23 protein-coding genes and 1 tRNA gene are annotated in these 23,895 nt (G+C 61.2%); 13 read left to right on the top strand and 11 right to left on the bottom strand.

The window, feature by feature from the left end; genetic code table 11:
• Positions 1–81: 81 nt before the first annotated feature.
• Together LG047_RS18155 and LG047_RS18150 are read left to right on the top strand one after the other, a co-directional pair.
• Positions 82–708 carry a TadE/TadG family type IV pilus assembly protein gene (locus LG047_RS18155; protein ID WP_036280492.1) on the top strand — a complete coding sequence of 209 codons (627 nt, stop codon included), beginning with the start codon at positions 82–84 and terminating at the stop codon, positions 706–708.
• A 2-nt stretch (positions 709–710) separates the two neighbouring features.
• Positions 711–1,397 carry a TadE/TadG family type IV pilus assembly protein gene (locus LG047_RS18150; protein WP_227968091.1) on the top strand — a complete coding sequence of 229 codons (687 nt, stop codon included), beginning with the start codon at positions 711–713 and terminating at the stop codon, positions 1,395–1,397.
• Between the two features lie 16 nt (positions 1,398–1,413).
• On the opposite strand, the gene LG047_RS18145 is transcribed toward LG047_RS18150, so the two are convergent.
• The 4 genes from LG047_RS18145 to LG047_RS18130 all read right to left on the bottom strand — a co-directional run bounded on the left by LG047_RS18145 (position 1,414) and on the right by LG047_RS18130 (position 7,393).
• Positions 1,414–2,913 carry a phosphomannomutase/phosphoglucomutase gene (locus tag LG047_RS18145; protein ID WP_227968090.1) on the bottom strand — a complete coding sequence of 500 codons (1,500 nt, stop codon included), beginning with the start codon at positions 2,911–2,913 and terminating at the stop codon, positions 1,414–1,416.
• 229 nt (positions 2,914–3,142) lie between these two features.
• The gene (locus tag LG047_RS18140) at positions 3,143–3,691 is read right to left on the bottom strand and encodes a TIGR02281 family clan AA aspartic protease (protein WP_036280487.1); all 549 of its coding nucleotides are present in this window, start codon (positions 3,689–3,691) and stop codon (positions 3,143–3,145) included.
• A gap of 153 nt (positions 3,692–3,844) precedes the next feature.
• The gene (hrpB, locus tag LG047_RS18135; protein ID WP_227968089.1) at positions 3,845–6,313 is read right to left on the bottom strand and encodes an ATP-dependent helicase HrpB; all 2,469 of its coding nucleotides are present in this window, start codon (positions 6,311–6,313) and stop codon (positions 3,845–3,847) included.
• Between the two features lie 69 nt (positions 6,314–6,382).
• Positions 6,383–7,393, bottom strand: coding sequence for a TIM44-like domain-containing protein (locus tag LG047_RS18130; RefSeq protein WP_227968088.1), 1,011 nt, complete (start codon positions 7,391–7,393; stop codon positions 6,383–6,385).
• Between the two features lie 239 nt (positions 7,394–7,632).
• Between LG047_RS18130 and LG047_RS18125 the strand changes: the two genes are divergently transcribed.
• The 7 genes from LG047_RS18125 (at position 7,633) to LG047_RS18095 (ending at position 14,009) form a co-directional block, all read left to right on the top strand.
• Positions 7,633–9,288 (top strand): ATP-dependent endonuclease, encoded by a 1,656-nt coding sequence (locus LG047_RS18125; RefSeq protein ID WP_227968087.1) that lies wholly within the window; start codon positions 7,633–7,635, stop codon positions 9,286–9,288.
• 403 nt (positions 9,289–9,691) lie between these two features.
• On the top strand, positions 9,692–10,498 hold the full coding sequence (locus LG047_RS18120; protein WP_227968086.1) for a thymidylate synthase: 807 nt from the start codon (positions 9,692–9,694) through the stop codon (positions 10,496–10,498).
• 9 nt (positions 10,499–10,507) lie between these two features.
• Complete coding sequence (locus LG047_RS18115) at positions 10,508–11,035, top strand: dihydrofolate reductase (protein ID WP_227968085.1); 528 nt, start codon at positions 10,508–10,510, stop codon at positions 11,033–11,035.
• 76 nt (positions 11,036–11,111) lie between these two features.
• Positions 11,112–11,188, top strand: a tRNA-Pro gene (locus LG047_RS18110).
• Between the two features lie 469 nt (positions 11,189–11,657).
• Entirely contained in the window at positions 11,658–12,740 is a 1,083-nt protein-coding gene (locus tag LG047_RS18105; protein ID WP_227965592.1) for a transposase, read from the top strand.
• Between the two features lie 279 nt (positions 12,741–13,019).
• A complete protein-coding gene (locus tag LG047_RS18100; RefSeq protein ID WP_227968084.1) occupies positions 13,020–13,307 on the top strand; it encodes a hypothetical protein in 288 nt (95 codons plus the stop codon).
• A 252-nt stretch (positions 13,308–13,559) separates the two neighbouring features.
• A complete protein-coding gene (locus LG047_RS18095) occupies positions 13,560–14,009 on the top strand; it encodes a hypothetical protein (RefSeq protein ID WP_227968083.1) in 450 nt (149 codons plus the stop codon).
• A 169-nt stretch (positions 14,010–14,178) separates the two neighbouring features.
• Here LG047_RS18095 and LG047_RS18090 read toward each other — a convergent pair whose 3' ends face one another.
• Genes LG047_RS18090 through LG047_RS18080 form a run of 3 tightly spaced genes read right to left on the bottom strand, consistent with a single transcriptional unit; the run spans position 14,179 to position 16,233 of the window.
• A complete protein-coding gene (locus LG047_RS18090; RefSeq protein ID WP_227968082.1) occupies positions 14,179–14,700 on the bottom strand; it encodes a chromate transporter in 522 nt (173 codons plus the stop codon).
• On the bottom strand, positions 14,697–15,278 hold the full coding sequence (locus LG047_RS18085; protein ID WP_227968081.1) for a chromate transporter: 582 nt from the start codon (positions 15,276–15,278) through the stop codon (positions 14,697–14,699). The genes LG047_RS18090 and LG047_RS18085 overlap by 4 nt, the downstream gene beginning before the upstream one ends.
• Positions 15,271–16,233 (bottom strand): hypothetical protein, encoded by a 963-nt coding sequence (locus LG047_RS18080; RefSeq protein ID WP_227968080.1) that lies wholly within the window; start codon positions 16,231–16,233, stop codon positions 15,271–15,273. The genes LG047_RS18085 and LG047_RS18080 overlap by 8 nt, the downstream gene beginning before the upstream one ends.
• 308 nt (positions 16,234–16,541) lie before the next feature.
• Here LG047_RS18080 and LG047_RS18075 point away from each other — a divergent pair, with 308 nt between their 5' ends.
• Both LG047_RS18075 and LG047_RS18070 read left to right on the top strand, forming a co-directional pair.
• The gene (locus tag LG047_RS18075) at positions 16,542–16,898 is read left to right on the top strand and encodes a hypothetical protein (protein WP_227968079.1); all 357 of its coding nucleotides are present in this window, start codon (positions 16,542–16,544) and stop codon (positions 16,896–16,898) included.
• 211 nt (positions 16,899–17,109) lie between these two features.
• A complete protein-coding gene (locus LG047_RS18070; protein ID WP_227968078.1) occupies positions 17,110–18,006 on the top strand; it encodes a hypothetical protein in 897 nt (298 codons plus the stop codon).
• Here the strand turns inward: LG047_RS18070 and LG047_RS18065 are convergent.
• Genes LG047_RS18065 through LG047_RS18055 form a run of 3 tightly spaced genes read right to left on the bottom strand, consistent with a single transcriptional unit; the run spans position 17,978 to position 20,317 of the window.
• On the bottom strand, positions 17,978–18,700 hold the full coding sequence (locus tag LG047_RS18065) for an SDR family NAD(P)-dependent oxidoreductase (protein ID WP_227968528.1): 723 nt from the start codon (positions 18,698–18,700) through the stop codon (positions 17,978–17,980). The two genes, LG047_RS18070 and LG047_RS18065, sit on opposite strands and share 29 nt — an antisense overlap.
• Positions 18,700–20,085, bottom strand: a complete 1,386-nt coding sequence (locus LG047_RS18060) for a class I adenylate-forming enzyme family protein (RefSeq protein WP_227968077.1) — start codon at positions 20,083–20,085, stop codon at positions 18,700–18,702. Before LG047_RS18060 ends, LG047_RS18065 begins: the two co-directional genes overlap by 1 nt.
• A complete protein-coding gene (locus LG047_RS18055; RefSeq protein WP_144259440.1) occupies positions 20,072–20,317 on the bottom strand; it encodes a phosphopantetheine-binding protein in 246 nt (81 codons plus the stop codon). The genes LG047_RS18060 and LG047_RS18055 overlap by 14 nt, the downstream gene beginning before the upstream one ends.
• Before the next feature lie 110 nt (positions 20,318–20,427).
• Between LG047_RS18055 and LG047_RS18050 the strand changes: the two genes are divergently transcribed.
• Both LG047_RS18050 and LG047_RS18045 read left to right on the top strand, forming a co-directional pair.
• A complete protein-coding gene (locus tag LG047_RS18050) occupies positions 20,428–21,297 on the top strand; it encodes a GNAT family N-acetyltransferase (protein ID WP_227968076.1) in 870 nt (289 codons plus the stop codon).
• A 10-nt stretch (positions 21,298–21,307) separates the two neighbouring features.
• Positions 21,308–22,981 (top strand): thiamine pyrophosphate-binding protein, encoded by a 1,674-nt coding sequence (locus LG047_RS18045; RefSeq protein ID WP_227968075.1) that lies wholly within the window; start codon positions 21,308–21,310, stop codon positions 22,979–22,981.
• 1 nt (position 22,982) lies between these two features.
• Here the strand turns inward: LG047_RS18045 and LG047_RS18040 are convergent, their stop codons facing one another.
• Positions 22,983–23,879, bottom strand: coding sequence for a branched-chain amino acid aminotransferase (locus LG047_RS18040; protein WP_227968074.1), 897 nt, complete (start codon positions 23,877–23,879; stop codon positions 22,983–22,985).
• Between the last annotated feature and the right edge of the window lie 16 nt (positions 23,880–23,895).

Raw genomic sequence — 23,895 nt, 5'->3', positions numbered from 1 at the left:
CCATCAACCAATCGCCTGCAGTTTGTCTGCAATAGCCAAGGTGGAGCCTCGCTCCATTCATTCGCTGTGCGGGACATGACCATGAGATTTGCTGGCCGATTGAAATCCCGGCTATTCCAAAAGATCGACGCCCTTCTCCCCCGTAATGGATTCATCGCCGATCGCGAGGGCACGACGGCGGTGGAATTCGCGATGATCGCCGTTCCCTTCCTGGGCTTGATCGGCGCAATCTTCGAGACCGGCACGATCTACTTCAGAACCGCGCAATTGCAGATGGCGACCGAAACCGCGAGCCGCGCGGTGCTCACGCACAGCACCGCCGCGGGCCTAACCTACAAGCAGTTCGTCGACAACAACATCTGCACCTGGAAAACGCAGGGCGTCGTGAAGCCGGGCACGCTATCGACGATGTTCGACTGCGACAAGATCATGGTGGACGTTCGCAGTCCCGCGAACTGGGGCGCGGCCGACACCGGAAACAATTTCTACAATTCGCCCAACGCCGGCGGCAGCGTCATCGCGATGCCGGCGCCGGGTCAGATCGCAATCGTCCGTATCGCCTATCCAATGACGGTGATCTCCGGCATTCTCGGCGGCGGCGTCTTCAAGGGTCAGAGCTATGGCCAGATTCGCACCGGACAGGTGCAATACAACAGCGCATGGACCAACATGCTGATGGGAATCGCGGCCTTCCGGGTGGAGCCGTGACGATGGCGACCGCCTCTCGCAAAATCAACCTCGCGCAGGATGATCGCGGCATCGCCGCCGTTGAATTCGCGCTGGTTCTCCCGCTGATGCTGATGATCTATCTCGGCCTCGTGGAGCTCTCGCGCGGTATGCGCGCGGCGCAGAAACTCGATCTCGTCGCTCATACGCTCGCCGATTTGACGGCGCAGCAACTCACCGGCGGATCGAACACCGGTCAGGCCGGCCTGACCGAGGCGGACATCACCGCTGTGTTCTCGGCGGCGACGACGATCATGTCGCCGCTGCCGACGGCCAATCTCAAGATGACGATCTCCGAGGTCGCCATCACGTCGCCATCCGCCGGCGTATGGCAGGCGAAAACGACATGGACCGTGACGAGAAACAGCGCGACCGCCCGCCCCTGCCAGATCCTGACGGCGCAGGACGCGACGCCAGTCTCCTTCACGAGCATGCCCACCAGCTACACCACGGTTACAAACGGCGTAAATCCGACGGTGGGGCCGGTCATCGTCGCCGATGTGGTCTACAACTATTCGCCGGGCGTCCACTTCGAGATCTTCAAATGGGGTTCGCCGCCGACCTGGACCATGCAGCGCACGAGCTATGCGCCGGTGCGCAACACCTACGTCCCGAGCCATATCCAGTATTTCATGACGTCGGGCGTGAATTGCCAGGCGCCGACGCCCTGAGGCGCCGGCTCCGCAATCAGATCGTCTGATTATAGGCGCCGACCTCGGGGTTTTCCCGCAGCACGGCGTCGATTGCGGCGAACATCTCGCGCATGCGCGCTTCGGACGCCGGGCTTTCCACGACGACCACCAGTTCCGGCTTGTTCGACGACGCGCGCACGAGACCCCATGTGCCGTCCGCGACCGTGACGCGAACGCCATTGACGGTGACAACGTCGCGGATCGGCTGACCGATCAGTTGCTCGCCGCGCGCGCGCATGCCCTCGATGCGAGCCGTCACTTTTTTCACCACGTCGTATTTCTTTTCGTCGTCGCAATGCGGCGACATTGTCGGCGATCCCCATGTCTTGGGAAGGTCGTTGTAAAGATCCGCCATGGACTTCGTCGGATTGCGGTCCAGCATTTCCAGCACATGCACCGCGGTGAGAAGGCCGTCGTCGTAACCACGGCCGATCGGCGCATTGAAGAAGAAATGGCCGGATTTCTCGAAACCCGCGAGCGCATTCATCTCGCTCACGCGGCGCTTGATGTAGGAGTGACCCGTCTTCCAATATTCGGTGTGCACATTGCGCGCGACGAGTTCGGGATCGGTCGCGAAGAGGCCCGTGGATTTCACGTCGACGACGAATTTCGCGCCTGGATAGACTCTGGAGAGATCGCGCGCGAGCATCACGCCGATCTTGTCGGCGAATATCTCCTCGCCGTTATTATCCACGACGCCGCAACGGTCGCCGTCGCCGTCGAAGCCCAGCCCGACGTCTGCGCCCGTCTCGCGCACCTTGTCGGCGATGGCGTGCAGCATCTCCATGTCTTCGGGATTGGGATTGTAACGCGGGAAAGTGTAATCCGGCTCGATGTCGAGCGGGATCACCTCGCAGCCCAGCCGCTCCAGCATCTGCGGCGCGAAGGCGCCTGCCGTGCCGTTGCCGCAGGCGGCCACGACCTTCATCTTGCGTGAGAACTCGGGACGGCGCGTGAGATCGTCGAGATAGCGCGCGCCGAAATTCTCGACGTAATGATAGGAGCCTCCGCCCGCCTCGCGAAACTTGCCGGAAAGCACGATTTCCTTCAGCCGGCTCATCTCCTCGGGACCGAAGGTCACGGGCCGCTGCGCGCCCATTTTCACGCCCGTCCAGCCGTTGTCGTTGTGCGAGGCGGTCACCATCGCGACGGCCGGCGCATCGAGTTCGAATTGCGCGAAATAGGCCATGGGCGACAGCGCGAGCCCGATGTCGCGCACACGCACGCCCGCCGCCATCAGCCCGCTCACCAGCGCCAGTTTGATCGAGGCGGAATAGCTGCGGTAGTCGTGTCCGACGACGATCTCCGGCGCAACGCCCATCTCGTGCAGCAGCGCGCCGAGCCCGAGCCCCAGCGCCTGCACGCCCATCAGATTGAGGTCCGGTCCGAACAGCCAGCGCGCGTCATATTCGCGAAAGCCGGTCGGCTTCACGAGCGGCTTCTGTTCATATTCAAATGTGTTGGGCGCCAAATTCTGGACAGGCGTCGGGAACATTTTGGATCCTTGATATGTCGGCGTCTGGGGTTGACGCACCGTTTACACTGTCGCGCCGCGCCTGCAAAATCAGCGCGTGGCCGGACAGCGAAAAGGCCGGGGACAAATCTTCCCGGCGGCAAAAGGCATATAGCGCGTGATTGCGTCGCGGCGAACGCGCATGGCAAGCCGGGACGACGCAAGGCAGGTTCGGCGGCGCACAGTCCCGGGGCGCGCCGCCACTGAGGGCCTACTGCCGCAACACCAGCGCCCCGGAGGCCACCTCGAAACGTGACAGTTTCGAGAGGAAGGTCATGCCGAGGAGGCTGGAATTCAGCGCGCCGCGCTCGCCGACCAGGGCGTCGACGTCGTAGACGACGAGGTTGCCGACGCGCACGTCGTGAAGTTTCACGCGCGCGACATGGGCGACGCCATTCGCCGTATTGGCGGAATATTTATAGTCGGCCGGCGCCGGAAAGACGCCGATTGCCGAGGCGTCCTCATATGAGAGCGCGACCGTGGTGGCGCCCGTGTCTACGAGCATGTTCGAGATTCGCGCGCCGTTGATCTCCGCATCGGTGGAATATTGTCCCATGGCGTCGGCGGCGATGCGATATTCGTTGCGTGCGGCCGCCAATGCGACCCGGTTCGGGGCTGCGGGCGCGGCGGCGCCTTTCTGCGACGCAGGGCGCGCGGCGGCCGGCGGATGTTTTCCCGCGGCGAAATGGCTCAGCATGTTGGCCATCACAAGCGCGACGAAAATGGCGATCACCGAGATTTGAAGCTGCTTGCCCAGCATGGCGCCTTTCCCGCGACTGCGAATTGAAGCGGCGCCGACGGATCGGAAACCGGCCGGCGGAAGTGCTGGAGCCACACTATGAGGAAATGCTTGCCTCGCCCTTAAGGCGATCTCCCAAAGACGCGGTTCGAGGTTTATCGTCTTCTCGCCCGGCTAGCCGCGCGGCTTCGCGCGCGTCGTCGGCGCGGCGCTGGCGGGATCGTCGGGCCACAAATGACGCGGATAACGGCCTCTCATCTCCTTCTTCACGTCATTCCACGAACCCGCCCAGAAGTTCGGCAGATCGCGCGTCGTCTGGATCGGCCGATGCGCCGGCGACAGCAGTTCGAGCGTCAGCGGCGCGCGGCCGCGCGCGAGCGTCGGATGGCTCGACAGCCCGTAAAGCTCCTGCACGCGCACGGAGAGAAGCGGCCCGTTGGGCGCGGCGTAGTCGAGCGCGTGGCGCGAGCCGGCCGGCGTCTCGAAATAGGCCGGCGCCTCGGAATCGAGACGACGCGACAATTCGTAGGGCAGAAGATAGGCGAGCGCCGCGTCGAGGTCGCCGGGCGTGATGTCGGCGAGCGACGCGCGGCCGATGATGCAGGGCGCGAGCCATTCCGCAACGCTCTCGGCAAGCGCGGCGTCGCTCAGGTCCGGCCACTCCTCGCCCTCCGCGCGCCGCAGGAACGCGACGCGGTCGCGCAACTGCGCCTGCCCCTTCGTCCATGGCAATCGTGAAAGACCCAGCGTGGCGGCGCCCTTCGCCAGCGCCTGCGCGCTTTCCTCGGTCGCCTCGACGGAAAGGTTCTGTTCGCTGAGCCGGATTGCGCCGAGGCGGCGGAAACGGCGCCGGCGCAGACTGGCGCTGGATGCGTCGAATACAGTCTCGTCGCGCGTCTCGATGCGGTTGCCAGCGATCGCCTCGATCTCCTCGGCGCTCAATGCGCAGGCGGCGAGAATGCGCGCCTGCGCCGCGCGTCCGGTGATTTCCGCCACGGCCAGAAAGGTCGCCCGCGACAGCGGGTCTTCGACGGAAAGGCTCGCGGCGCGGCCGTTGGCCATCAGGAACTCCCCGCGCGCGCCGCGCGATTTCGCGAGGCGGTCGGGAAAAGCGAGCGCGACCAGCGCGCCGTCGGAAAGCTGCGCGCGCTTGTTCGCAGGGGCCGCCGCTTTCGCCTGCCGCGCCCAGTTCGCCGCAAGGCGCCTCGCGTCGCGCGCGCGCTTCGAGCCGTCCGACGCCAGCCGGTCCGCGCGATGGGAGAGGTCCGCGTCGTTTCCTCCGAGTCCGCGCTCGGAAAGCAGCATCGCAAGGTCGGCGGCCCGCTCGGCCTCGCCGTGGCGCGCGGCTTCCAGCACCATCCGCGCGAGACGCGGCGGCAGGGGGAGCGCGCGCAGCGCCCTGCCCTCTTCCGTCAGCCGCCCGTCGGCGTCGAGCGCGCCCAGCTCCCGATCGAGCGCCACCGCCTCTTTCCACGCCGGAGCCGGCGGCGGATCGAGCCACGAGAGCTGACCCGGATCATTCACGCCCCAGGCGGCGAGATCGAGCGCGAGGCTGGAGAGATCGGCCGCGAGAATTTCGGGACTCGCGAAGGCGGGCAGCGACGCGGTCTGCGGCTCGTCCCACAGGCGGTAGCAGACGCCGGGCTCCGTGCGCCCCGCGCGGCCGCGGCGCTGATCGACGCTCGCGCGCGCGGCCCGAACCGTCTCGAGCCGCGAGAGCCCGAGGTCCGGTTCGTAAAGCTGCACCCGCGACAGGCCGCAGTCGATGACGACGCGCACCCCCTCGATGGTCAGCGAGGTTTCCGCAATGGAGGTCGCGAGCACCACCTTTCGACGCCCCGGCGGGGAGGGAGAAATGGCGCGGTCCTGCTCGGCGCGATCCAGCGCGCCGTATAGCGGGGCGATGTCGACGCCCTCCAGCCGCGCCTCGGCGAGCCGCGAGGCGACGCGCATGATCTCGCCCTGTCCCGGCAGAAAGGCCAGCGCCGAACCGCGCTCCTCGCGCAAGGCGCGCAGAATGGCGCGGGTCATCGCGTCCTCGATGCGCTCATTGGCGTCACGGCCGAGATAGCGCGTCTCGACGTCGAAGGCGCGGCCCTCGCTCGCAACCGTCCGCGCTTCGCCCATCAGCGCGGCGACGCGGGCGCCGTCGAGAGTCGCGGACATGGCGACGAGGCGCAGGTCGTCGCGCAGCCCGCCCTGCGCATCCAGCGCCAGCGCGAGACCGAGGTCGGCGTCGAGCGAGCGCTCGTGATATTCGTCGAAGAGCACGGCCGCCACGCCTTCAAGGGCCGGATCGTCGAGGATCATGCGCGCAAAGACGCCTTCCGTGACCACCTCGATTCGCGTCTTCGCGGAGACTTTCGACTCGAGACGCATGCGCAGGCCGACCGTCTCGCCGACGCTTTCGCCCAGCGTCGAGGCCATGCGGTTCGCAGCGGCGCGCGCGGCGAGGCGGCGAGGCTCCAGCAGGATCAGCTTGCGGCCCGTAGCCCATTCCGCGTCGAGCAGCGCGAGCGGAACGCGCGTCGTCTTGCCGGCGCCGGGCGGCGCGACGATGACGAGATTTGGCGCGGACGCCAGCGCGGCCTCGATCTGCGGCAACACGGCGTCGATGGGGAGTGCGTCCGTCAGGCGGGTCAATTCGGGCTCGATCAACAAAAAAGGCGCCCCCTCCGGGTGGAGGGAGCGCCCTCAATATCAGGCTTCGTCTTACGCCGCCTGCTGGATCGCCGAGAGCTTCCATTCCTGCGGCCCGGCGCCGGCCGGGCGGCGGAAGGTCCAGACCTCTACAGCCTCGGACTTGCCCGGAGAGCCGGGCGTCGGCTTGCCGGTGGCCCGGTCCTCCATCACGTCGTTGAGCGAGAAGCGCATGGCGACGGTGGCGTATTCATCCGATCCCTCGCGCCAGGCTTCCGACAGGTCGCCCTGCAGGAGCTTCACGTCCGAGACGCGGTTGACGACGCCCTTGCGACGATTCTCGTCCAGCTCGTCGTCGAAGTAGGACGCCATTTCCGGCGTGGACATCATGCGCAGCGCGCCGAGGTCCTCGCGGCTGTAGGCGGCCTGCGTCTCGCCGAGCAGGCGCTCGAAGGCGTTGAAGTCTTCCGCCTGCACCTTCAGCGGCGTGGCGCGCGCGCCCTGCGGCGCGGCGCCGGAGCCGAAGCCCGCAGCGCGAAACCCGCCAGCGCCCGGCCTCCCGGCGCCGAACGGCGCGCCGCCCGTGAACATCGAGCCGAAGGGCGCGCCGGGGCGCGAGCCCGCGCCCGCCGGAGCGTTGCGGTTCGCCCACCACATGAAAGCCATGCGGGCGAGGAACACGACCAGCGCAATCTGCATCAGGAAGCCGATGATCGACATGAAGCCACCGATGCCGCCGAAGAAGCCGTTGCCGGTCAGCAGGCCGAAGAGACCCGCGCCGAGCAGGCCGCCCGCGAGACCGCCGAGCAGACCACGGCCGAAGGACGAGCCCCCGAAGGCGGGATTATACCCCGGCTGGCTCATGCCCGGTCCCGGGCGCGGCGTGATCGAGCGCTCGAACGGCGACGCCATGCCGGGCGCCGTCCGCGTCGACGGCGGCGCCGACCAGCTGCGCGAGCCCCTGCTGCCAAAACTGCCGCCGCCGCCCATGCGCGCCTCCGCAATCGCGGGCGCGAGCGCCAGAAGGGCGGCAAGAGCCAGTGAAATCAGCGATCCGCGCTTGAGCGCAAAAAACCGCGTCATAGTGATTTTTCCCCTTTCGCTGGGAGCGAGGCTCCCCTTCCCGCAAGAATATAGGGAGCGACCGGGCCGACTGCAAAGAGCGAGGCATCTCGGATAAAATTCGCATCGCAGGAGATTCGGATCGCAGCACAGCCAAAGTATTCAAATTAGTTTGACTGCTCTGGCTTCCGTTACTTTTGCCGAGCGCACCAGCACCGGTTTCATCGTCACCGATTAAATATAAAGCGGAGAAAAAACTTATGTTGAAAAATATTACATTAAAATTCACTGAACAGCCCACCACGATAGAGGTGCCGATGCAGGGAATAACGATTTTTGTTGGCTCAAATAATTCAGGGAAAAGCCTTGTTTTAAAAGAGCTTGAAACTGCCTTATCAGTAGCTCATGGACCCAGCAATCTTAATATTTTGAAGGATTTCGAAATTGACTGGCCAACAAGAGATCAGGTCGAACGAGATATTAAGGATCTGGAGAAAATCCGTCCACTCGGACATCCCGAAGATCATACATATATCGGGCGATTCCATCCGAATGGTCAACTGGAAGCAACCAGCTTCCCGATTAAATCACTTTTTCAATTTATCGATCAAAGGACAAATAAGCGCTGGGTCGCGCAGAACTTCTTAAGATTCAGACTTACTCGCTTGGACGGAAGGACAAGATTTGACCTTACTAATGATCAGCAAATGGGAGATCTATTATCATCACCACAAAATGTAATTAGTCATATTTTTCAAGACGACTCGCTCCGGGAGAAAATTCGGCAAATTGTTTTTGACGCATTTGGCTTATACTTCGTCATAGATCCTCTCCACGGAGGGCAACTCCGGATCAGATTATCCGCCACAGCGCCAGCCGGCGACGAACAGTCTCTGAATCAGTATGCAAGAAATTTCCACCAGAACGCGACTCACATCAGACAAGCAAGCGATGGAGTGCAAGCCTTTGTGGGAATCATAACTGCAGTCCTCTCCGGTGAATACCGCGGGATTCTCGTTGACGAGCCAGAGGCATTTCTCCATCCACCGCTCGCTAGGAAATTGGGCAAACATTTGGCCGCCATTGCACAAAAAAGAGGGGGATTTCTTCTCGCTTCAACCCATAGCGCTGATTTCCTGATTGGATGCGTCCAAGCCTCAAAGGAGGTCAGAGTCGTTAGGCTTGAATATAGCAACAGAAAATCCAAGGGCCGCTTCGTTGACTCAGTAAAACTTGAAAAGATACTCCGTACGCCGCTTCTAAGAAGCGCAAACGTAATATCTGCCCTCTTCCATGACGGCGTTGTTGTAACAGAATCCGATAATGATCGGGCCTTTTACGCGGAAATATACTACAGAATAGCCGAGCAAACCGCCGGCATGCCGTCAGTTTTATTTATAAATGCTCAGAATAAACAGACCATAGCCGATATCATCGAACCGCTACGAGAATTTGGAATCCCTGCGGCCGCCATCGTAGACATCGACATACTAAAAGACGGAGGGAAGGTTTGGGGGCACTGGTTAAGTGCCGCGAAAATCCCGAACACCTTGCATCAGGGCTACTCGAATCAGAGAGACTCAATAAAAAAATCGTTTGAGGAAGCAGGCAAGGATATGAAAAATGATGGTGGAGTAAATGCGCTTCCACAAACCGATCGAGACGCCGCCAATGAATTGTTCGATATTTTAGATAAATACGGAATATTTGTTGTACGACAGGGAGAACTTGAGAGCTGGTTACCTTTTCTTGGAAAAAGAGGGTACAAGACAGACTGGACCGTTTCGACATTGGATAAACTGGGTAGCGATCCTTCATCTAGCGCTTACGTAACTCCCACCGCCGGAGACGTTTGGGATTTCATGAATATGATTGTTTCATGGATACGCGACCCTTCAAGGAAAGGCGTAGCCTGACGGCACTAGGCAATGGGCTTGATACGCCGGGATCCTATTCTCCACCAGCGCTCCCGCCCGACATGCGCCGCCGGCCGAGGCTTCTCCCTCGCGCGGAGTTAAAGAGAGCCGTAGCTGTAATGGTCGTTGTGGTTCGCTCGGCTACTTATGACCCGGATGGGAAAGTCCCTTACCCGCGAGGCGGCGCGATGATGTAAACGTATCCGGAACAAGACGGCCCGACGTGGTTTTCACCACGGCCGAAATGGAGCCGAGGCGTCCTGCCCGCCTTACCCTGCCCCAACGACGGCAACGGGAAATTTCGTGCGAGTAATCACCCCCGATGCTAGGGAAATCCCCCGCGCCAAAGGCGCAGGGTAGACCCGCGGCGACCTTGCCTGACAAAGAAGCCCCCAAACGATCCATGCGCCAATATCTCGACCTGCTCGACAAAATCCTGTGCGATGGCGTCCGCAAGGGGGACCGCACCGGCACCGGCACGCTGTCGATCTTCGGCCATCAGATGCGATTCGATCTGGCGCAGGGCTTCCCGCTGGTCACGACGAAGCGGGTGCACCTCAAGTCCATCATCCACGAGCTGCTCTGGTTCCTGAAGGGCGACACGAATATCGCCTATCTGCGCGAGAACGGCGTCACCATCTGGGACGAATGGGCCGACGAATCGGGCGACCTCGGCCCGGTCTATGGCCGGCAATGGCGCGCCTGGCCAACGCCCCGCGGCGAGACGATCGACCAGATCTCCTGGCTCGTGGAAGAGATAAAGAAGAATCCTTTCTCGCGCCGCCTCATCGTCTCCGCCTGGAACGTGGCCGAGATCGACAGGATGGCGCTCGCGCCCTGCCATTGCCTGTTCCAGTTCCATGTGGCGGAGATCGACGGGCAAAAGCGCCTCTCCTGCCAGCTCTACCAGCGATCGGCGGATGTCTTTCTGGGCGTGCCCTTCAATGTCGCGAGCTATGCGCTGCTCACCCACATGGTCGCTCAGGTCACGGGCTGCGTTCCCGGCGATTTCGTGCACAGCTTCGGCGACGCGCATCTTTACCTGAACCATCTGGAACAGGCGCGCACGCAACTCGCTCGCGAGCCGAAGCCCCTGCCCCGCCTGCGGCTCAACCCCTCGATAACGTCGCTGTTCGACTTCAAATATGAAGACATCGCGATCGAGGGCTACGAATCATGGCCGGCGCTCGCCGCGCCCATCGCCGTTTGAGAGGCATCCATGCAGCCAAAGCTTGTCGCCGTCGTCGCGCGCGCGAAGAACGGCGTGATCGGCGCCAACAACGACCTGCCCTGGCGGTTGTCGAGCGATCTCAAGCGCTTCAAGGCGCTGACCATGGGCAAGCCCATGATCATGGGCCGGCGCACATGGGATTCCATCGGCCGCCCCCTGCCGGGCCGCGAGATCGTCGTCCTCACCCGTGACCCCGGTTTTCGGGCCGAAGGCGCGCATATCGCGACCAGCCCGGCCGAAGCGCTCGCCACCGCCCGCCGACTCGCCGCGCTGGTGGGGGCGCAGGAGATCATCATCGCCGGCGGCGGCGACGTCTTTCGCGCCTATCTCGACCAGACCGACGTGATCGAGCTGACCGAGGTCGCGCTGGAAACCATCGGCGACGCGCATTTCCCCGCGCTCGATCCCGCCGAGTGGGAGGAAAGCGCCCGCGAAGCCCCGCAGCGCGGGCCAAAGGACGAGGCGGACTTTCATTATGTGACGCTTCGCCGACGGAGTGAACGAAGCGCCGAATAAATGCGCAAAGACCAGTTGCGGGAACGGCCTCGTGTGGCTATAAGGCCCCTCGAAAGCGGCCGTTGCGCCGCTGGATCGGAGTGTAGCGCAGCCTGGTAGCGCACCTCGTTCGGGACGAGGGGGTCGGAGGTTCGAATCCTCTCACTCCGACCATAACTTAGCTCATTCGAGCAAACCTCCCGCTGCTGGTTCCACGACAGGAACTTTAGCCACGCCGCGCCGCAAACGGCCGATCCTTGCGCATCGAGCGCTCGGTTACAGCGGGTAGAGGGTTAGGATCAGCTACCACCGCCAGCCTATATCGAGGCAGGCTACGATGCGCCCGCTACTCGGGTGGCTCTCGTCGCGAGCGTGGGCGAAGCGCGCGTTCCGCCCTCACCCCCGGCATTTCAACCAACTCTCCCTGTCAAAAAGCGGTCCGCATCCCCGCTGGACAAGGGCGGAAACCCGGGCCGGAAAATTTCCCCCTCCCCGAGACGGGGACCGCGCCATCGCTGATCTCGCGATATCCAACCGCGCTTGCAGATAGCGAAAGCCACGCAACTGGACACCTCCATAAACCCCTGGGCAAAATGCGCTTGAGCTGATTCACTCATATCATGTCGCGAAGGGGATGGCGGGCATGACGAAAGAAGCTCCCGGTTTTTTCGATGTGGACGAGCGCCTGGCGGAGTTGTCGGCCAAGGGCGACGATCTGGAGCGGCTGAACGCTCTCGTCGATTTCGAATTGTTCCGCCCTTCTCTGGAGTCGGCGGTTCCGCGCGGGGATCGCTCGAAGGGCGGGCGGCCGCCATTCGATCATGTGTTCATGTTCAAGATCCTGATCCTGCAGGCCATGCATGCGCTCTCCGACGAGCGCTGCGAATATCTGATCAAGGACCGGCTGTCCTTCATGCGCTTCCTCGGCTTGGGGCTCGCCGACGCGGTTCCCGACGCCAATACGATCTGGTCGTTTCGCGAGGCGCTGAAAAAGGCCGACGCCGTCGACGCCCTGTTCGCGCGCTTCGACACGGCGCTGCGCGAAGCGGGCTTTCTGGCGATGAGCGGACAGATTGTCGATGCGACGATCGTCGCCGCGCCCAGGCAGCGCAATACGCTTGAAGAAAAGAAGGCGATCCGGGACGGCCGCATTCCGAATGGCTGGACGGACAAGCCGAAGAAGCTCGCGCAGAAAGATCGCGACGCGCGCTGGACGGTGAAATACAGCAAGGCCAAGCCGCGCGAGGATGGCTCGCTTCCGCCGGTCGATCTGGCCATTGCGGCGTTCGGCTACAAGAATCACGTGTCGATCGACCGCGGCTTCGGCCTCATCCGCAAATGGACGGCGACCCACGCCGCCGCGCATGACGGCGCGCGGCTCGAAGACGTTCTGGACCGGACCAACACGGCGAGCGACGTCTGGGCGGATACGGCCTATCGCTCGGCGAAGAACGAGGCCATGCTGACACGGCGCGGCTTCGTCTCGCGCATCCACAGGAAGAAGCCGCAGGGCCGGCCGATGCCGGAACGCGTGCGGATCGCCAATGCGCAGAAGTCGAAGGTGCGCAGCGCAGTCGAGCATGTGTTCGCCTTGCAAAAGGGACCGATGGCCCTCTTTGTCCGCACGATCGGCATCGGAAGGGCCAGGGTCAAGATCGGCCTCGCCAATCTCGCCTACAACATGCGCCGCTTCGTCTTCCTGAAGGGAAAATACGCAACGGCCTGAGGCCGGGAGCCGACAGTAAGGCTGCCGCAGCCGCCTGAGGCCAAGATATCAGCCAGCCCAATCCGCGCTCGCGAGACGGTCGCCGGTATGCGACGACCTCCACCAGCCAAAATCGCGGTTTATGGAGGTCTCCAACTTTCCTCCTCGCCAGCACGCGAGTGTTGGAGACAATATACGAAACATCATTTATGTTATATATGGAAGGCTGAACATACGGACATTCCATGCTCCGGGATGGAGGCAGCGAGGCCATTTCGTCCCGGCCGAAGGGTAAAAAACATGAAAAGCGCTCATCTCTTAAATACTGATAGCCGTGATAAAAAGGCGATGGAATACGGCCGTCGTCTAGCCGCGGCGAACGCACGTATAGAGGAACTGGAGCGGGATCTCGCGCGAGTGAAACGCGAACGGGATTATGCAAGGGAAGAACGTTCTGAAGCGCTTTATAATTTCACGATCGTCCGGGACGACTTAGAAAACGTGCAAAAGCACTTGGACGAAACACTTCAGGACCTTGCCGCAGCGCGGCGGGAGAGGGGCAAGGCGCTGGAACGCGGTAACGATTAAGAACGCGACCCCACAAAAAACTGACCGCCAAGAGGGGGCGGCTTGTCAACACGCCTGATGCGATGAAGCACTTCGGCGATTTGTTGCGGCGCGCCTGGATTACATCTAAAATGAATTGAATAGGATTTTGCCGCCGACGGATTTCGGAAAGCTCTGACATTTTTTGTCGTGAAGCGCAGTCATCAGGCTGGTTTGGCGCGCAAGCCGCCTGAAGAAAAAAACTGCGCCACGGGGAAGTGGTCAGCACGGAAAATGGGACAAGATTTCGCTGCATTCTTCGCGCCCTTCGCGCTGCTGATCGGCGCGGCGCTGCTGGCGATCGGCCTGCTGTCGCTGCTTGGCGCGCATTTCCTCGCCAATGTGTGGCGTGAGCGCGTCGCTCTCGCGCTTGGCCTCGCTCTTCTCGTCGCCGCCGAGATCGCTATCGCCTTCAGCGGGCTCAGTCTGCGCTTCTTCAATGGTCAAAGGGCGGACGTTCTTCAGTGCAGGCAGGAGGCGGAAACGAATTTTCCGGCGGAGCGGCACAAGGACAGTCCCATCATCAACGACAACATCATCGCCTGCATGCAGCGCTATCGATATGACTGGACGTCGGACCATCGCCGGTGCCGCGAGTCGCCAGTCGCGACGAACCCTTTCTGCTACCTCCCCGCCCGGCCATTCGATCGCTGGCTCACACGCCTGCAAATAATGCTGGAATGAGCGACCCTTTTCGTTTGGAAGCCAGAGAGTCGCCTCTTTGCGCGCGAGCCGGATCGACCGGAACGCCCAACCGCCGATGTCTGGATTTTATCGGCCACGGCCCGTCGCCTGTGGGCAATCAGCGCGAAATCAAAATAATGCGTTGCGACGGCACTTCATGCCGCACGGCCTATTTGAAAAAATAAGCGCCCGCTACCGCCGCCAGAGCCATCAGCGGCAGGGGATTCATGTGGGTGATCATCAGGATGATGAACACCGCAGCGGCGACGGCCGCGCCGTGTACGCCGACAACCGCCACTTTGGCGATGCTGATGACGCCCGCCAGAAGCAAGCCGATCGAAACCGTTCCCAGAGCCCGCTGGATCGACGCGCGCCAAGGCCAATCGGAAAGATGCGCCCAGATTCGCCCCACCCACAAGGTCAGCAGGCCAGTCGGCAGGAAAAAGCCGAAGGTCACCGCCAGCGCCCCCAGCGGCCCAGCGACCCATTGGCCGATGCCGGCGATCATCATCATGTTCGGCCCGGGCGCCATTTGGCCGATGCTGTAGAGATGGACGAGCTGATCTTCCGTCAGCCAATGGAAAACATCCACCGTTAGGTATTTCATTTCCGGGAACGCCGCCATTCCGCCGCCCACGGTGAGGAGCGACAGATAGGCGAAGACGCCCACAAGGGCGATCATCTGCTTCATTCGCCGCCCTCCCCCGTCCCGCCGCCTCGCGGGCGAAAGCAGATTGTCGCGATGAACCCCACGACCGCCAGCACGAGCAGAATCGGCTGGTGCAGATAGCTGACCGCGAACACCGTCACGACGACGAAGATGACGTCGGCGAGACCTCTGACAGTCTTGATGCCGAGCTGGACCGTCACATAGAGCACCATGCCGACCGCCGCCGCCGAAACGCCATGGAGAATCGCATTGACGTCGCCCGGCCCTTTGTGGGCGGAACCGTAGGCGGCGGCCGCCGCCACCATGATGAGTCCTCCGGGCAGACAGATTCCCACCAATGCCGCCATCGCCCCCGCCGTCCCGCGCAGGCGGTCGCCAACGAGAATGGCCATGTTGGACGCGTTGAGGCCTGGCAAGGACTGACAGATCGACAGCAATTCGACAAAAGTCTCGTCGTCCAGCCACTTCAGCGAACCCACGAGACTGGAGCGCAGATAGCCGACCACGCCGCCGCCGAGGCTGGTGGCGCCTATCATCAGGAACGCAAGGAAAATTCTGGCAACCGAAACCTGCGGCCCGGCGGGGCTTGCGTCACTCATGGCTTTGCGGCGGGTTGCCCTTGAGACGGTAGACGGCGCCGGTCTTTGTCGTGCCGAGACTGATCCAGTCCTGGGCCTCGTGCTGAAGCAGCTTGAAAAACTCGATGCTTCTTTCCACCGCCTTGGCGCTCAAATCCTCGCGCCGCTGAAACTTGCACTGATAAGAGAATTCTCCCACTACCTGATGCTGATCGCCGCGCGTGCGCCATACCGCCACATTACTCGCCGCCTCGAACCCTTTGCCGAAATCCAGCGTGCCGAGTTGTTGCAGCACTTCCTCGACCGCAGTACGGTTGACGAGTTGCACATGCTCCCGCTTTCCCCCCAGCAAAGGTTGAAGCGCGGGAAAAACCTTCACGAGCGTTGCGGATGACGTCAGGTCGTCACCCAAATTCAAAGGATGCAGCTTGAATTCGACATTGTGCGAAAACAGCGAGCGGGCGCCGCCGATGCGATCCTTCCGCGGCAGCCATTCTTCCTTGAACTTGATGCGGTAATTTCCCCGAATACTGGGCCGCACGTCCAGTTGCGACGCCGTCTCCAGGTCCGGATGGCGGAACTTGAACACGATTTCTGGCTCGCCGGCGGGGAAACCGTCTTCATAGGCTATGCGGCGACGCAAAATGAAAGCGTTATTGTAAAGCCTGAAATCCTTGGTGTCGAGAAACAGCACTTCCCGGATTTGCGGCCGAAGGCCCTCGGTTGGCTCCGTTTCGAAATCGACGCGCGCCTGTTTCGCCGCCTTGCGGACAATCTTGGCAAAATCCCTGAAACTCTGGACGGACGTGAAACGAAGCCCGTTCAGGATAATTTTGGCCTCGATATAGTGGACTTCGTCGAGCGGATGGCCGTCTGAATAAGAGCGTTCCCCTTGAGCGTTTGTTGGGACATTCGCATTATCTTCCAACGATATCCCTCCACCCGAATTTAGCAAGCGCGCTGTGCGGCGCGTCACAAGATCGCCGCGGTTGCGACATGCATGGCCGTTGACTTTGTCTCACTGTAGAGCCTGATCGGTCAAGATATCCTCACTTTGTCGCTCTCGAACCGCCTCACCCTATTGCGCCGCATTCTCGAATCCATAGCGCAGAAGGCGCGATAATCGACGGGATTTTGCCGATCGATGACGGCTTGCGCATTGAGTGAGCTACGCGCTCGAGGCCACGACGTTCTGCTTTTCCGGTGGCCGTAGCCGGGTCCGCGTCGTAATTTGGAAAGCGGGACCCGGATGAGGCGCTCAAATATATTCAGGAGGAGGGAACAATGCACGTTCCGAAGGCTTTGCGCAGCCCCCTCGCACGCAAGATGTGGGTTGCCTACGCGACCGCGACCATTCTTGTTTCGCTCTCGGTCCTCGCGATATATGTCAACGCCTATGACGACAACGGGCTGACCGATCGTCTTCGCGGAATAGGAAGCTTCACCCGACAAGCGATGCGCGTCGTGTCCTTCCCACTCGGACTGCCTTTTGGCGCATTGGCGAACGGTCCGCTGCAGGCGATATTCGGCTGTGACAAGCCAAACGAACCCTGCGGCGTCTTTGTCGACTGGTGGACTCATTTCGCAGCGTTAGTCGCTCAAATAATATCCCTTCGCCTGATGATCCGCGAGAAAACGTAAAGATCGCTGGAGACCGTGAATTTGGCGTTTTTTTGCCTCGCTCGCGCGGAACTGACTGCGGCCTGAAAAAATCCGAACCCGAACCGCATTCATTAAAATTCGCCAAGTCTGACAATAGTGCTTTTCACCTTCTCATATGACGACTTCCGCACGAAAGCCGACGCCCTTGCGCAAGCTTCATGAACTAGCCTTCGGCCGAGAGGCTTCGCTCATGAGCATCGAGAAAATTGCTCCCTTGTCGCATTCGCCTGTCGACGCCCTCACGGCGCGGCCGGGCGCACCGGTTGCCGTCGCGCCGCATCCAACGTCAGTCGCAGTCGGCTCGCTTCCCTCCTTCGACGCGGGAACGCCCGCCAATTTCTTCGACAGCATAAGTCTGCCATTGCCAGCCTACGCTCAACAAAACGACGAGCCAACGCCAGCCCATCCGCTCGGCGCGACATATGCGCGCGAATCTGCTCTTGCGAATGTCGCGCAACTCGTCGGCGGCCGTCTGCCGCCCACCGCGATCGCGCTGGAGGTCGCCGCAATGTTGCGCAATGCGGCGAATGATCACGAAATATCGATCATGCATCTGATAGCAGACACCGAAGCAATAAAGCCAAATCTCATGCCTTCCCGCAATGCGGCCGAATCACGTTTCTCGCTTTTCGCGCCCCTTCTCGCATACGGCGATGAAGGCGAGACAACGCCTCTGGATATCTTTCTGACGCGCATCAACGCACGGCAATGGGAGGCCGCCGTCTTTCGACGGCCGATCGACCTTGCCGAACCGGGTTTTCCCTATTCAGAGCCGCCCATCGACCTCTACCGGCTCGTCATCGACCCCTCTACAGGGCAGATCCTCGCCAGCGTCGCACAACAATTGGCGAAGCGCGATTTCTTGTCGCCGTCCACGCAGCCGCCAGTCGACCTCGGCCGCGCGCTGCGCGCCGCGATGATCGTCATCGCCGCCACAGGCGCTACGTTCATTATTGCAAAGGTGGTATCTAAACTCGTCGCCCTATGCTTTTTCGTCACCGCTCTCGGTCTGGTCATCAACGTCCCGATCGAGCGAGTCGGCCTCGGAAAGACCAGCGCTACGCCGTCGCGCCGGCGTCGACCGTAAGCACTGTCCCCGTCACGTTGCGGGCTTTTTCATCCAGCAGGAACGAAACCGCATTCGCAACGTCTTCAGGGACGGCTAGTCGCCGCAACGCCGCACGGCCAGCAATTTTCGCGCGATCGTCGCCGTCGAGCGACGCGGTCATTTCAGTCGCAATGAAGCCCGGCGCTATGGCGTTGACCGTTATGCCCATGCGTCCCACCTCCCGCGCCAGCGATCTCGTGAAACCCTCGAGCGCCGCCTTCGTCGCGCCATACACGGAAAGTCCGCTATATCCCGTCGAGGCGATGATCGACGATATGTTGATTACGCGCCCTTCGCCCGCCGACATCATGTTGCGCACGACATATTTTGAAAGCACGATCGGCGCGGTGACATTGACGCGCGTGAGCAGTTCGATCTGCGAATTATGCATCGTCGCAAGCAGACCTTCCGAGCCGATGCCTGCGTTGTTGACGAGCCCATAGGGCGCGCCAAATTCCGTTTTCAAACGCAGAACAAAATCAGGGATCGCGCCTATTTCCTGAAGATCGAGCGCCGCAAACGCAAGCGCGCCATCGCGCCGCGCGATTTCGGCGCGTAGCTCATCGCTTTCCCGCCGCGCGACTGCGATTACGCGATAACCATCGTCGACGAGCCTCCTCGAAATCGCCAGCCCGAGACCGCGGCTCCCGCCAGTGACAATGACACTGCGCATCATGACCGCCCGCGCAGAAGCTTGCCGCCCGCAGACATGGCGACCGATGGAACGAAATCTATCGTCGCCGGAGTCTTGCGCCTTCCTAATTGCGCCCGACAGCTCTCTGCAATTTCCTCGCGCAACGCACGTTTGCGCTCGGGCGACGGCTCGCCATCCTTCAAAATAACTTGCGCGACAATGATATCGCCGGTGATAGGACTGCGTCGCGCCTTGACGAGCGACATGTAGACGGCCTCGTGCATGTTGATTACCTGCTCGACTTCTTCCGGATGCACCTTCAGTCCGCCGACATTGATGGTGCCGGCGCGGCGTCCTTTGAAATAAAATCGATCGCCCCGTAGCTCGACGAGATCGTCAGTATCGACGAATCCATCCGAATCCGCGATGCACAAATCATCGCGCCCGACATAACGCCTGGCCGTTCGTCGCGACCGAACGCGCAGAGAGCCATCGACGACGCGCATTTCGACATCGCCTACGCCATTGAGATAGGAAGCGGGAAATCCCTCTCGTCCATCCTTCACCTCGAACCCTACTCCGGCCTCCGTTGAAGCATAGGCGTGAACAATCTGCGCTTCCCGATAAGTCGCCTTCAAACTGTCGAGTATCGCCCGATCGGCGATCTCGCCCGAAAGACGCACATAGCGCAGTGAAATGCGCAACGCATCGGGGCTCATCAGCAACCGTCTCCAATGCGATGGCGTGCCGGACATATGCGTGACGCCGGCGCCGGCCATGCGCGCCACATGATCGGAAAGCGACTCGTCAGCTTCCGTCAGCACGAGAGTCGCTCCGCGCGTCGCGGCGCGCAGGAAAATCTGCATCCCGCCATAACGTCGGATATCATAGAAGGTGCCCCATACCGGCGCCGCCGTCTCGGATGAAGGCCGCTCCGTCGCGCCCAGTAGTCCAGCAAGACGATGCGCGACAAGCTTCGGCGCACCGGTCGTCCCGGATGTCGGCATCACCCATTCCGTGTCGATCGCCTCCATCCGAGGCTCGTCGCAAGGCGCCGACGGCCCAACGATAATGCGAGGCAGATTCGCGCCAAAGTCGCTCGCCTCGTCGTCACAGACGATCGCCTCGACGCCCGCCTGTTCGATGGCGGAGGCGAGGCTTTCGACGGTGAAATCCGGCGGGACGATCACCATGCGCGACGCGAGGCCATCCAGCTCGAGCATTGCGAGAGCGCTGAAAAATTGCGATCTAACGCCGACGAGCACGGATTTCCCGGCAAGTTCATTATGGCGGCCTTTCAGAATCGAACCGTCGATCGCCGCCCGCCACGACGCCACGGCGCCTGGCGCGCGAATGCAGGCCTTCGAATCGTTAACAGCGGCCCGCGCCATGCCGCGCAGGGAAGCCACGTCACGCGTCGACATGTTCGTAAAGCGCTACGAAGTCCCCGAGGGTGACGGGGAAATACACCTCCTCCGACGCTGTGAAGGGGTCGAGTCCAAGTTCATCTTCCAACCGTGCGACTATGATCGCGAAGCAGAGCGAATCCAGACCCGAATTCGCCAGAACGAGATCGTCGTCGAGGGGCGCCAGCTTCTTGTCCTGCTCGGCGGCGACCTCTTTCATGATGGAAAACACTGTTAACCGTACGCTCATCGGCGTTATTCCCTTCATGTTCGAATAACTAAACCGTAGCTATAACTCACCTGCAGCCGCAAGTTCTTCAGTAGCGAATGGTGAATTTCCATGGCCAAAGACAACCCCCGATGAGCCAGGCCCCGCCCATGCGCATCCGCTGCAGACTGATCGCCGAGGCGGACACACCGGGCTTGGCCGAGCTTTTGTCGAGAGGCTTCCCCGACCGCTCGATCGCCTATTGGGCGCGCGCCCTCGACACGCTCGCCCGCCGCGACGCTCCTGATGGCTACCCGCGTTTCGGATATCTTTTGGAGCACGACGGTTCCCCGGTCGGCGTCATTCTTATGATTTTCACCAAAATCGGGTCCGGACCGATAAGGTGCAATATATCGAGCTGGTATGTCGAAGAGGCGCACCGCGGCTACGCCTCCCTGCTCATCGCCGCCGCCGTTCGGCACAGGGAAGTCACCTACATCAACACATCGCCCGCGGTTCATACCTGGCCCATCATCGAAGCCCAGGGTTTTCGCCGTTACTGTAACGGGCAAATGCTCACAATCCCCGCGCTGAGCCCTTGGCGTCCGAACGCGCGCGCGCGAAGATTCGAAAACCGCCGCGATTACGGCGACAGCCTTTCCATACAGGAGCGCGATCTCCTCTCGAGCCACGTGAAACATGGCTGCCTCGCGCTCGTCGTGCGAGAAAGGCGCGACGCGCATCCATTTGTGTTTCTGCCCCGGCGAGTCCTAAAAAATGTCTTGCCTACCTTGCAATTGATTTACTGTCGCGACATTTCTGACTTCCAGCGATTTGCCGGCCCGCTTGGCAGAGAACTCATGCGACATGGACACCCGACCGTCCTGATCGACGCAAGCGAACCATTGCCGGGTGTCGTCGGCAAATATATGCACAACCGGGGTCCAAAATACTTCAAAGGCCCCGAACGCCCACGTCTGGGCGACCTCGCCTTTTCCGAAAGCGTTTTGTTTGGACCGTGAGCCAGATCGCGTGAAATCCTCCACCGAAATCACAGCCGCACAAGCACTCGTCGATCAGTTGATCGTCAATGGCGTTGACCACATCTTCTGCGTGCCAGGCGAGAGTTATCTCTCGGTCCTCGACGCTTGTTACGAGCGCAATGTCGAATTGACCATCTGCCGAAATGAAGCCGGCGCCGCGATGATGGCCGACGCATACGGAAAGGCGACGGGGCGGCCAGGCGTCTGTTTCGTCACGCGCGGCCCCGGCGCCGCGAATGCTTATGCCGGCGTTCACATCGCACACCATGACTCGACGCCGATGATCCTCTTCATCGGGCAAGTGGAGCGTGTAAATCGTGATCGCGGCGCCTTTCAGGAAGTTGATTATCGCGCAATGTTCGGCGGCCAGACCAAATGGGTTGCCGAAATCGATAGCGGATCTCGCATTGTCGAATATGTCTCGCGGGCTTTTCGCGTTGCGCTCGCAGGAAGACCCGGCCCCGTCGCGCTCGCGCTCCCGAAAGACATGCTGGAGGAACGCATCGCGTCTGTTGCCTGTCCACGGGCTGCGACGATCGAGACAGCGCCGGCGTCAGAACAACTCGAATCTCTCGCGGATATGATCGCCGTGGCACAACGCCCCATGTTCATCATCGGCGGAACGCGCTGGGATGAAGAGGCGTCGCGCCGCATGATCGACTTTGCCGCCGCATTCAATGTTCCTGTCGCGACAAGCTACCGTCGTCTGCCCCTGTTCGATCCCCTGCATGAATGCTATGCCGGCGATCTCGGCCTAAACGCCAATCCGAAACTCGTCTCGCGCATTCAGCAGAGCGACCTCGTTGTTTTGATAGGCGGACGGCTCGGCGAAATTCCGTCGCAAGGTTATAAACTGTTCGACATACCGACGCCTCAGACCCGTTTCGTTCATGTCTATCCCGAAGCTGAAGAACTCGGACGCGTATACGCCCCGACGCTCGCCATCCACGCGTCGCCGAAACCTTTCGTCGCCGCATTATCCAAACTGACGCCGCCCGCCTCACGCCCCTGGCGTGAAGTCACGCGCGAGGCGCATGAGGATTACCTCGCCTTCTCCTCGAGTTTCATTCCCTCAGCGGACGTCGACCTGTCCGAGATAATGATCTGGCTGAGCGAGAATCTTCCGCCCGATGCATTCATCTGCAACGGCGCTGGAAATTATGCTTCCTGGATACATCGCTATTATCGCTTTCGGCGTTTCGGCTCACATGTCGCGCCGACCTCGGCTACGATGGGCTATGGGGTCCCCGCCGCCGTGGCGATTCAGCGGCTGCATCCCGAGCGACTGGTCGTGTCGCTCAATGGCGATGGCGACTTCCTCATGAATGGGCAGGAATTTGCAACGGCGGTCCAATATAATCTGCCAATCATCGTCATCATTTGCGACAATGCCAGTTACGGCACGATCAGGATGCATCAGGAACGTCAGTATCCCGCCCGCGTCATCGGCACCGATCTGCGCAACCCCGATTTCGCCGCCTATGCCCGAGCCTTTGGCCGTTTCGGCACAACCGTGGATCGCACCGCCGATTTCGCTGCGGCGTTCCAGGCGGCCCGTCGATCGGGAATGCCTTCAATAATTCATCTCAAAATAGATCCCGATCGCATCACGCCGACGCTGAATCTGTCGAAATTGCGCGCCAACAATTTGAACAGGGCATGACTCAGGACGCCGCGCGCATCGGCGTTCGCGAATGAGCGAAGTCCCAATACAATGACCGCGCCCGCTTATAGATCGGGCCGGCTTGCAGCTCACGGTCATCAATTCGCGATATCGGCGCCACCTTTTGAAAATTGCCCGTTGAGAAAATTTCATCCGCACCGAGGAAGTCAGCGTAGGCGAGCGTTGTCTCCACAACCTCGACACCGTCGGCCCTCAATAGCCCGATCACCCGTTGCCGCGTTACGCCATTCAAAAACGTACCATTCGGCGCCGGTGTAAAAACCACGCCATCCTTCACCAGAAATGCGTTCGAGTTCGCGAATTCGGCCACATTGCCGACCATGTCGCACATCAGGCAATTGTCGAATCCGCGTTTCGCGGCTTCGATCAACGCACGCGACCCGTTAGCATAATGACAACTCGCTTTGGCGCCTGTCGGCGCAACTTCCGCGCCTGGACGCCGGAAAGGCGACAGCGTCACCGCCCCCCCTCTCGGCGCAGGCATCGGCGCTTCATAGATCGTGAGGCACCAATTTGTCGACGACGGCTCGAACCGCACGCCACCGCCAATGCCCTCCTCCGCCCAATACATGGGCCGGATGTAAAGCTGCGCGTCACGTGCGAAACGTCGTAAGCCATCCGCAACAAGCTCTCGCCATCTATCGCCTGTAACGGAAGGTTCCAGCAACATAACAGCTGCGGAATGATTGACGCGAGCAAGATGAAGGTCGAGATCCGGCGTTACGCCCTCGAACGCCCGCGCACCGTCAAAAACCATCGAGCCAAGCCAGGCCCCATGTGTGCGCGGGCCGAGAATCGGCGTGTTCCCGTCACGCCATTCTCCCTGATAATATGTCCATGTCCGCGACACCGAACGTAACGCGACCGGCAACGCCATCTCAACCTCCGGCAAT

This window comes from Methylocystis sp. WRRC1, from assembly GCF_020733155.1.
GTDB lineage: Bacteria > Pseudomonadota > Alphaproteobacteria > Rhizobiales > Beijerinckiaceae > Methylocystis.
The sequence above is the reverse complement of the archived record's forward strand: the minus strand, read 5'-3'. Positions and strand labels throughout refer to the sequence as shown.

Excerpts from the sequence above, each read along its gene's own strand:
- LG047_RS18155 (WP_036280492.1), top strand. The coding sequence starts at position 82 with ATGAGATTTGCTGGCCGATTGAAATCCCGGCTATTCCAAAAGATCGAC.
- LG047_RS18150 (WP_227968091.1), top strand. The coding sequence starts at position 711 with ATGGCGACCGCCTCTCGCAAAATCAACCTCGCGCAGGATGATCGCGGC.
- LG047_RS18145 (WP_227968090.1), bottom strand. The coding sequence starts at position 2,913 with ATGTTCCCGACGCCTGTCCAGAATTTGGCGCCCAACACATTTGAATAT.
- LG047_RS18140 (WP_036280487.1), bottom strand. The coding sequence starts at position 3,691 with ATGCTGGGCAAGCAGCTTCAAATCTCGGTGATCGCCATTTTCGTCGCG.
- LG047_RS18130 (WP_227968088.1), bottom strand. The coding sequence starts at position 7,393 with ATGACGCGGTTTTTTGCGCTCAAGCGCGGATCGCTGATTTCACTGGCT.
- LG047_RS18125 (WP_227968087.1), top strand. The coding sequence starts at position 7,633 with ATGTTGAAAAATATTACATTAAAATTCACTGAACAGCCCACCACGATA.
- LG047_RS18120 (WP_227968086.1), top strand. The coding sequence starts at position 9,692 with ATGCGCCAATATCTCGACCTGCTCGACAAAATCCTGTGCGATGGCGTC.
- LG047_RS18115 (WP_227968085.1), top strand. The coding sequence starts at position 10,508 with ATGCAGCCAAAGCTTGTCGCCGTCGTCGCGCGCGCGAAGAACGGCGTG.
- LG047_RS18105 (WP_227965592.1), top strand. The coding sequence starts at position 11,658 with ATGACGAAAGAAGCTCCCGGTTTTTTCGATGTGGACGAGCGCCTGGCG.
- LG047_RS18100 (WP_227968084.1), top strand. The coding sequence starts at position 13,020 with ATGAAAAGCGCTCATCTCTTAAATACTGATAGCCGTGATAAAAAGGCG.
- LG047_RS18095 (WP_227968083.1), top strand. The coding sequence starts at position 13,560 with ATGGGACAAGATTTCGCTGCATTCTTCGCGCCCTTCGCGCTGCTGATC.
- LG047_RS18090 (WP_227968082.1), bottom strand. The coding sequence starts at position 14,700 with ATGAAGCAGATGATCGCCCTTGTGGGCGTCTTCGCCTATCTGTCGCTC.
- LG047_RS18085 (WP_227968081.1), bottom strand. The coding sequence starts at position 15,278 with ATGAGTGACGCAAGCCCCGCCGGGCCGCAGGTTTCGGTTGCCAGAATT.
- LG047_RS18075 (WP_227968079.1), top strand. The coding sequence starts at position 16,542 with ATGCACGTTCCGAAGGCTTTGCGCAGCCCCCTCGCACGCAAGATGTGG.
- LG047_RS18070 (WP_227968078.1), top strand. The coding sequence starts at position 17,110 with ATGAGCATCGAGAAAATTGCTCCCTTGTCGCATTCGCCTGTCGACGCC.
- LG047_RS18065 (WP_227968528.1), bottom strand. The coding sequence starts at position 18,700 with ATGCGCAGTGTCATTGTCACTGGCGGGAGCCGCGGTCTCGGGCTGGCG.
- LG047_RS18060 (WP_227968077.1), bottom strand. The coding sequence starts at position 20,085 with ATGTCGACGCGTGACGTGGCTTCCCTGCGCGGCATGGCGCGGGCCGCT.
- LG047_RS18055 (WP_144259440.1), bottom strand. The coding sequence starts at position 20,317 with ATGAGCGTACGGTTAACAGTGTTTTCCATCATGAAAGAGGTCGCCGCC.
- LG047_RS18050 (WP_227968076.1), top strand. The coding sequence starts at position 20,428 with ATGAGCCAGGCCCCGCCCATGCGCATCCGCTGCAGACTGATCGCCGAG.
- LG047_RS18040 (WP_227968074.1), bottom strand. The coding sequence starts at position 23,879 with ATGGCGTTGCCGGTCGCGTTACGTTCGGTGTCGCGGACATGGACATAT.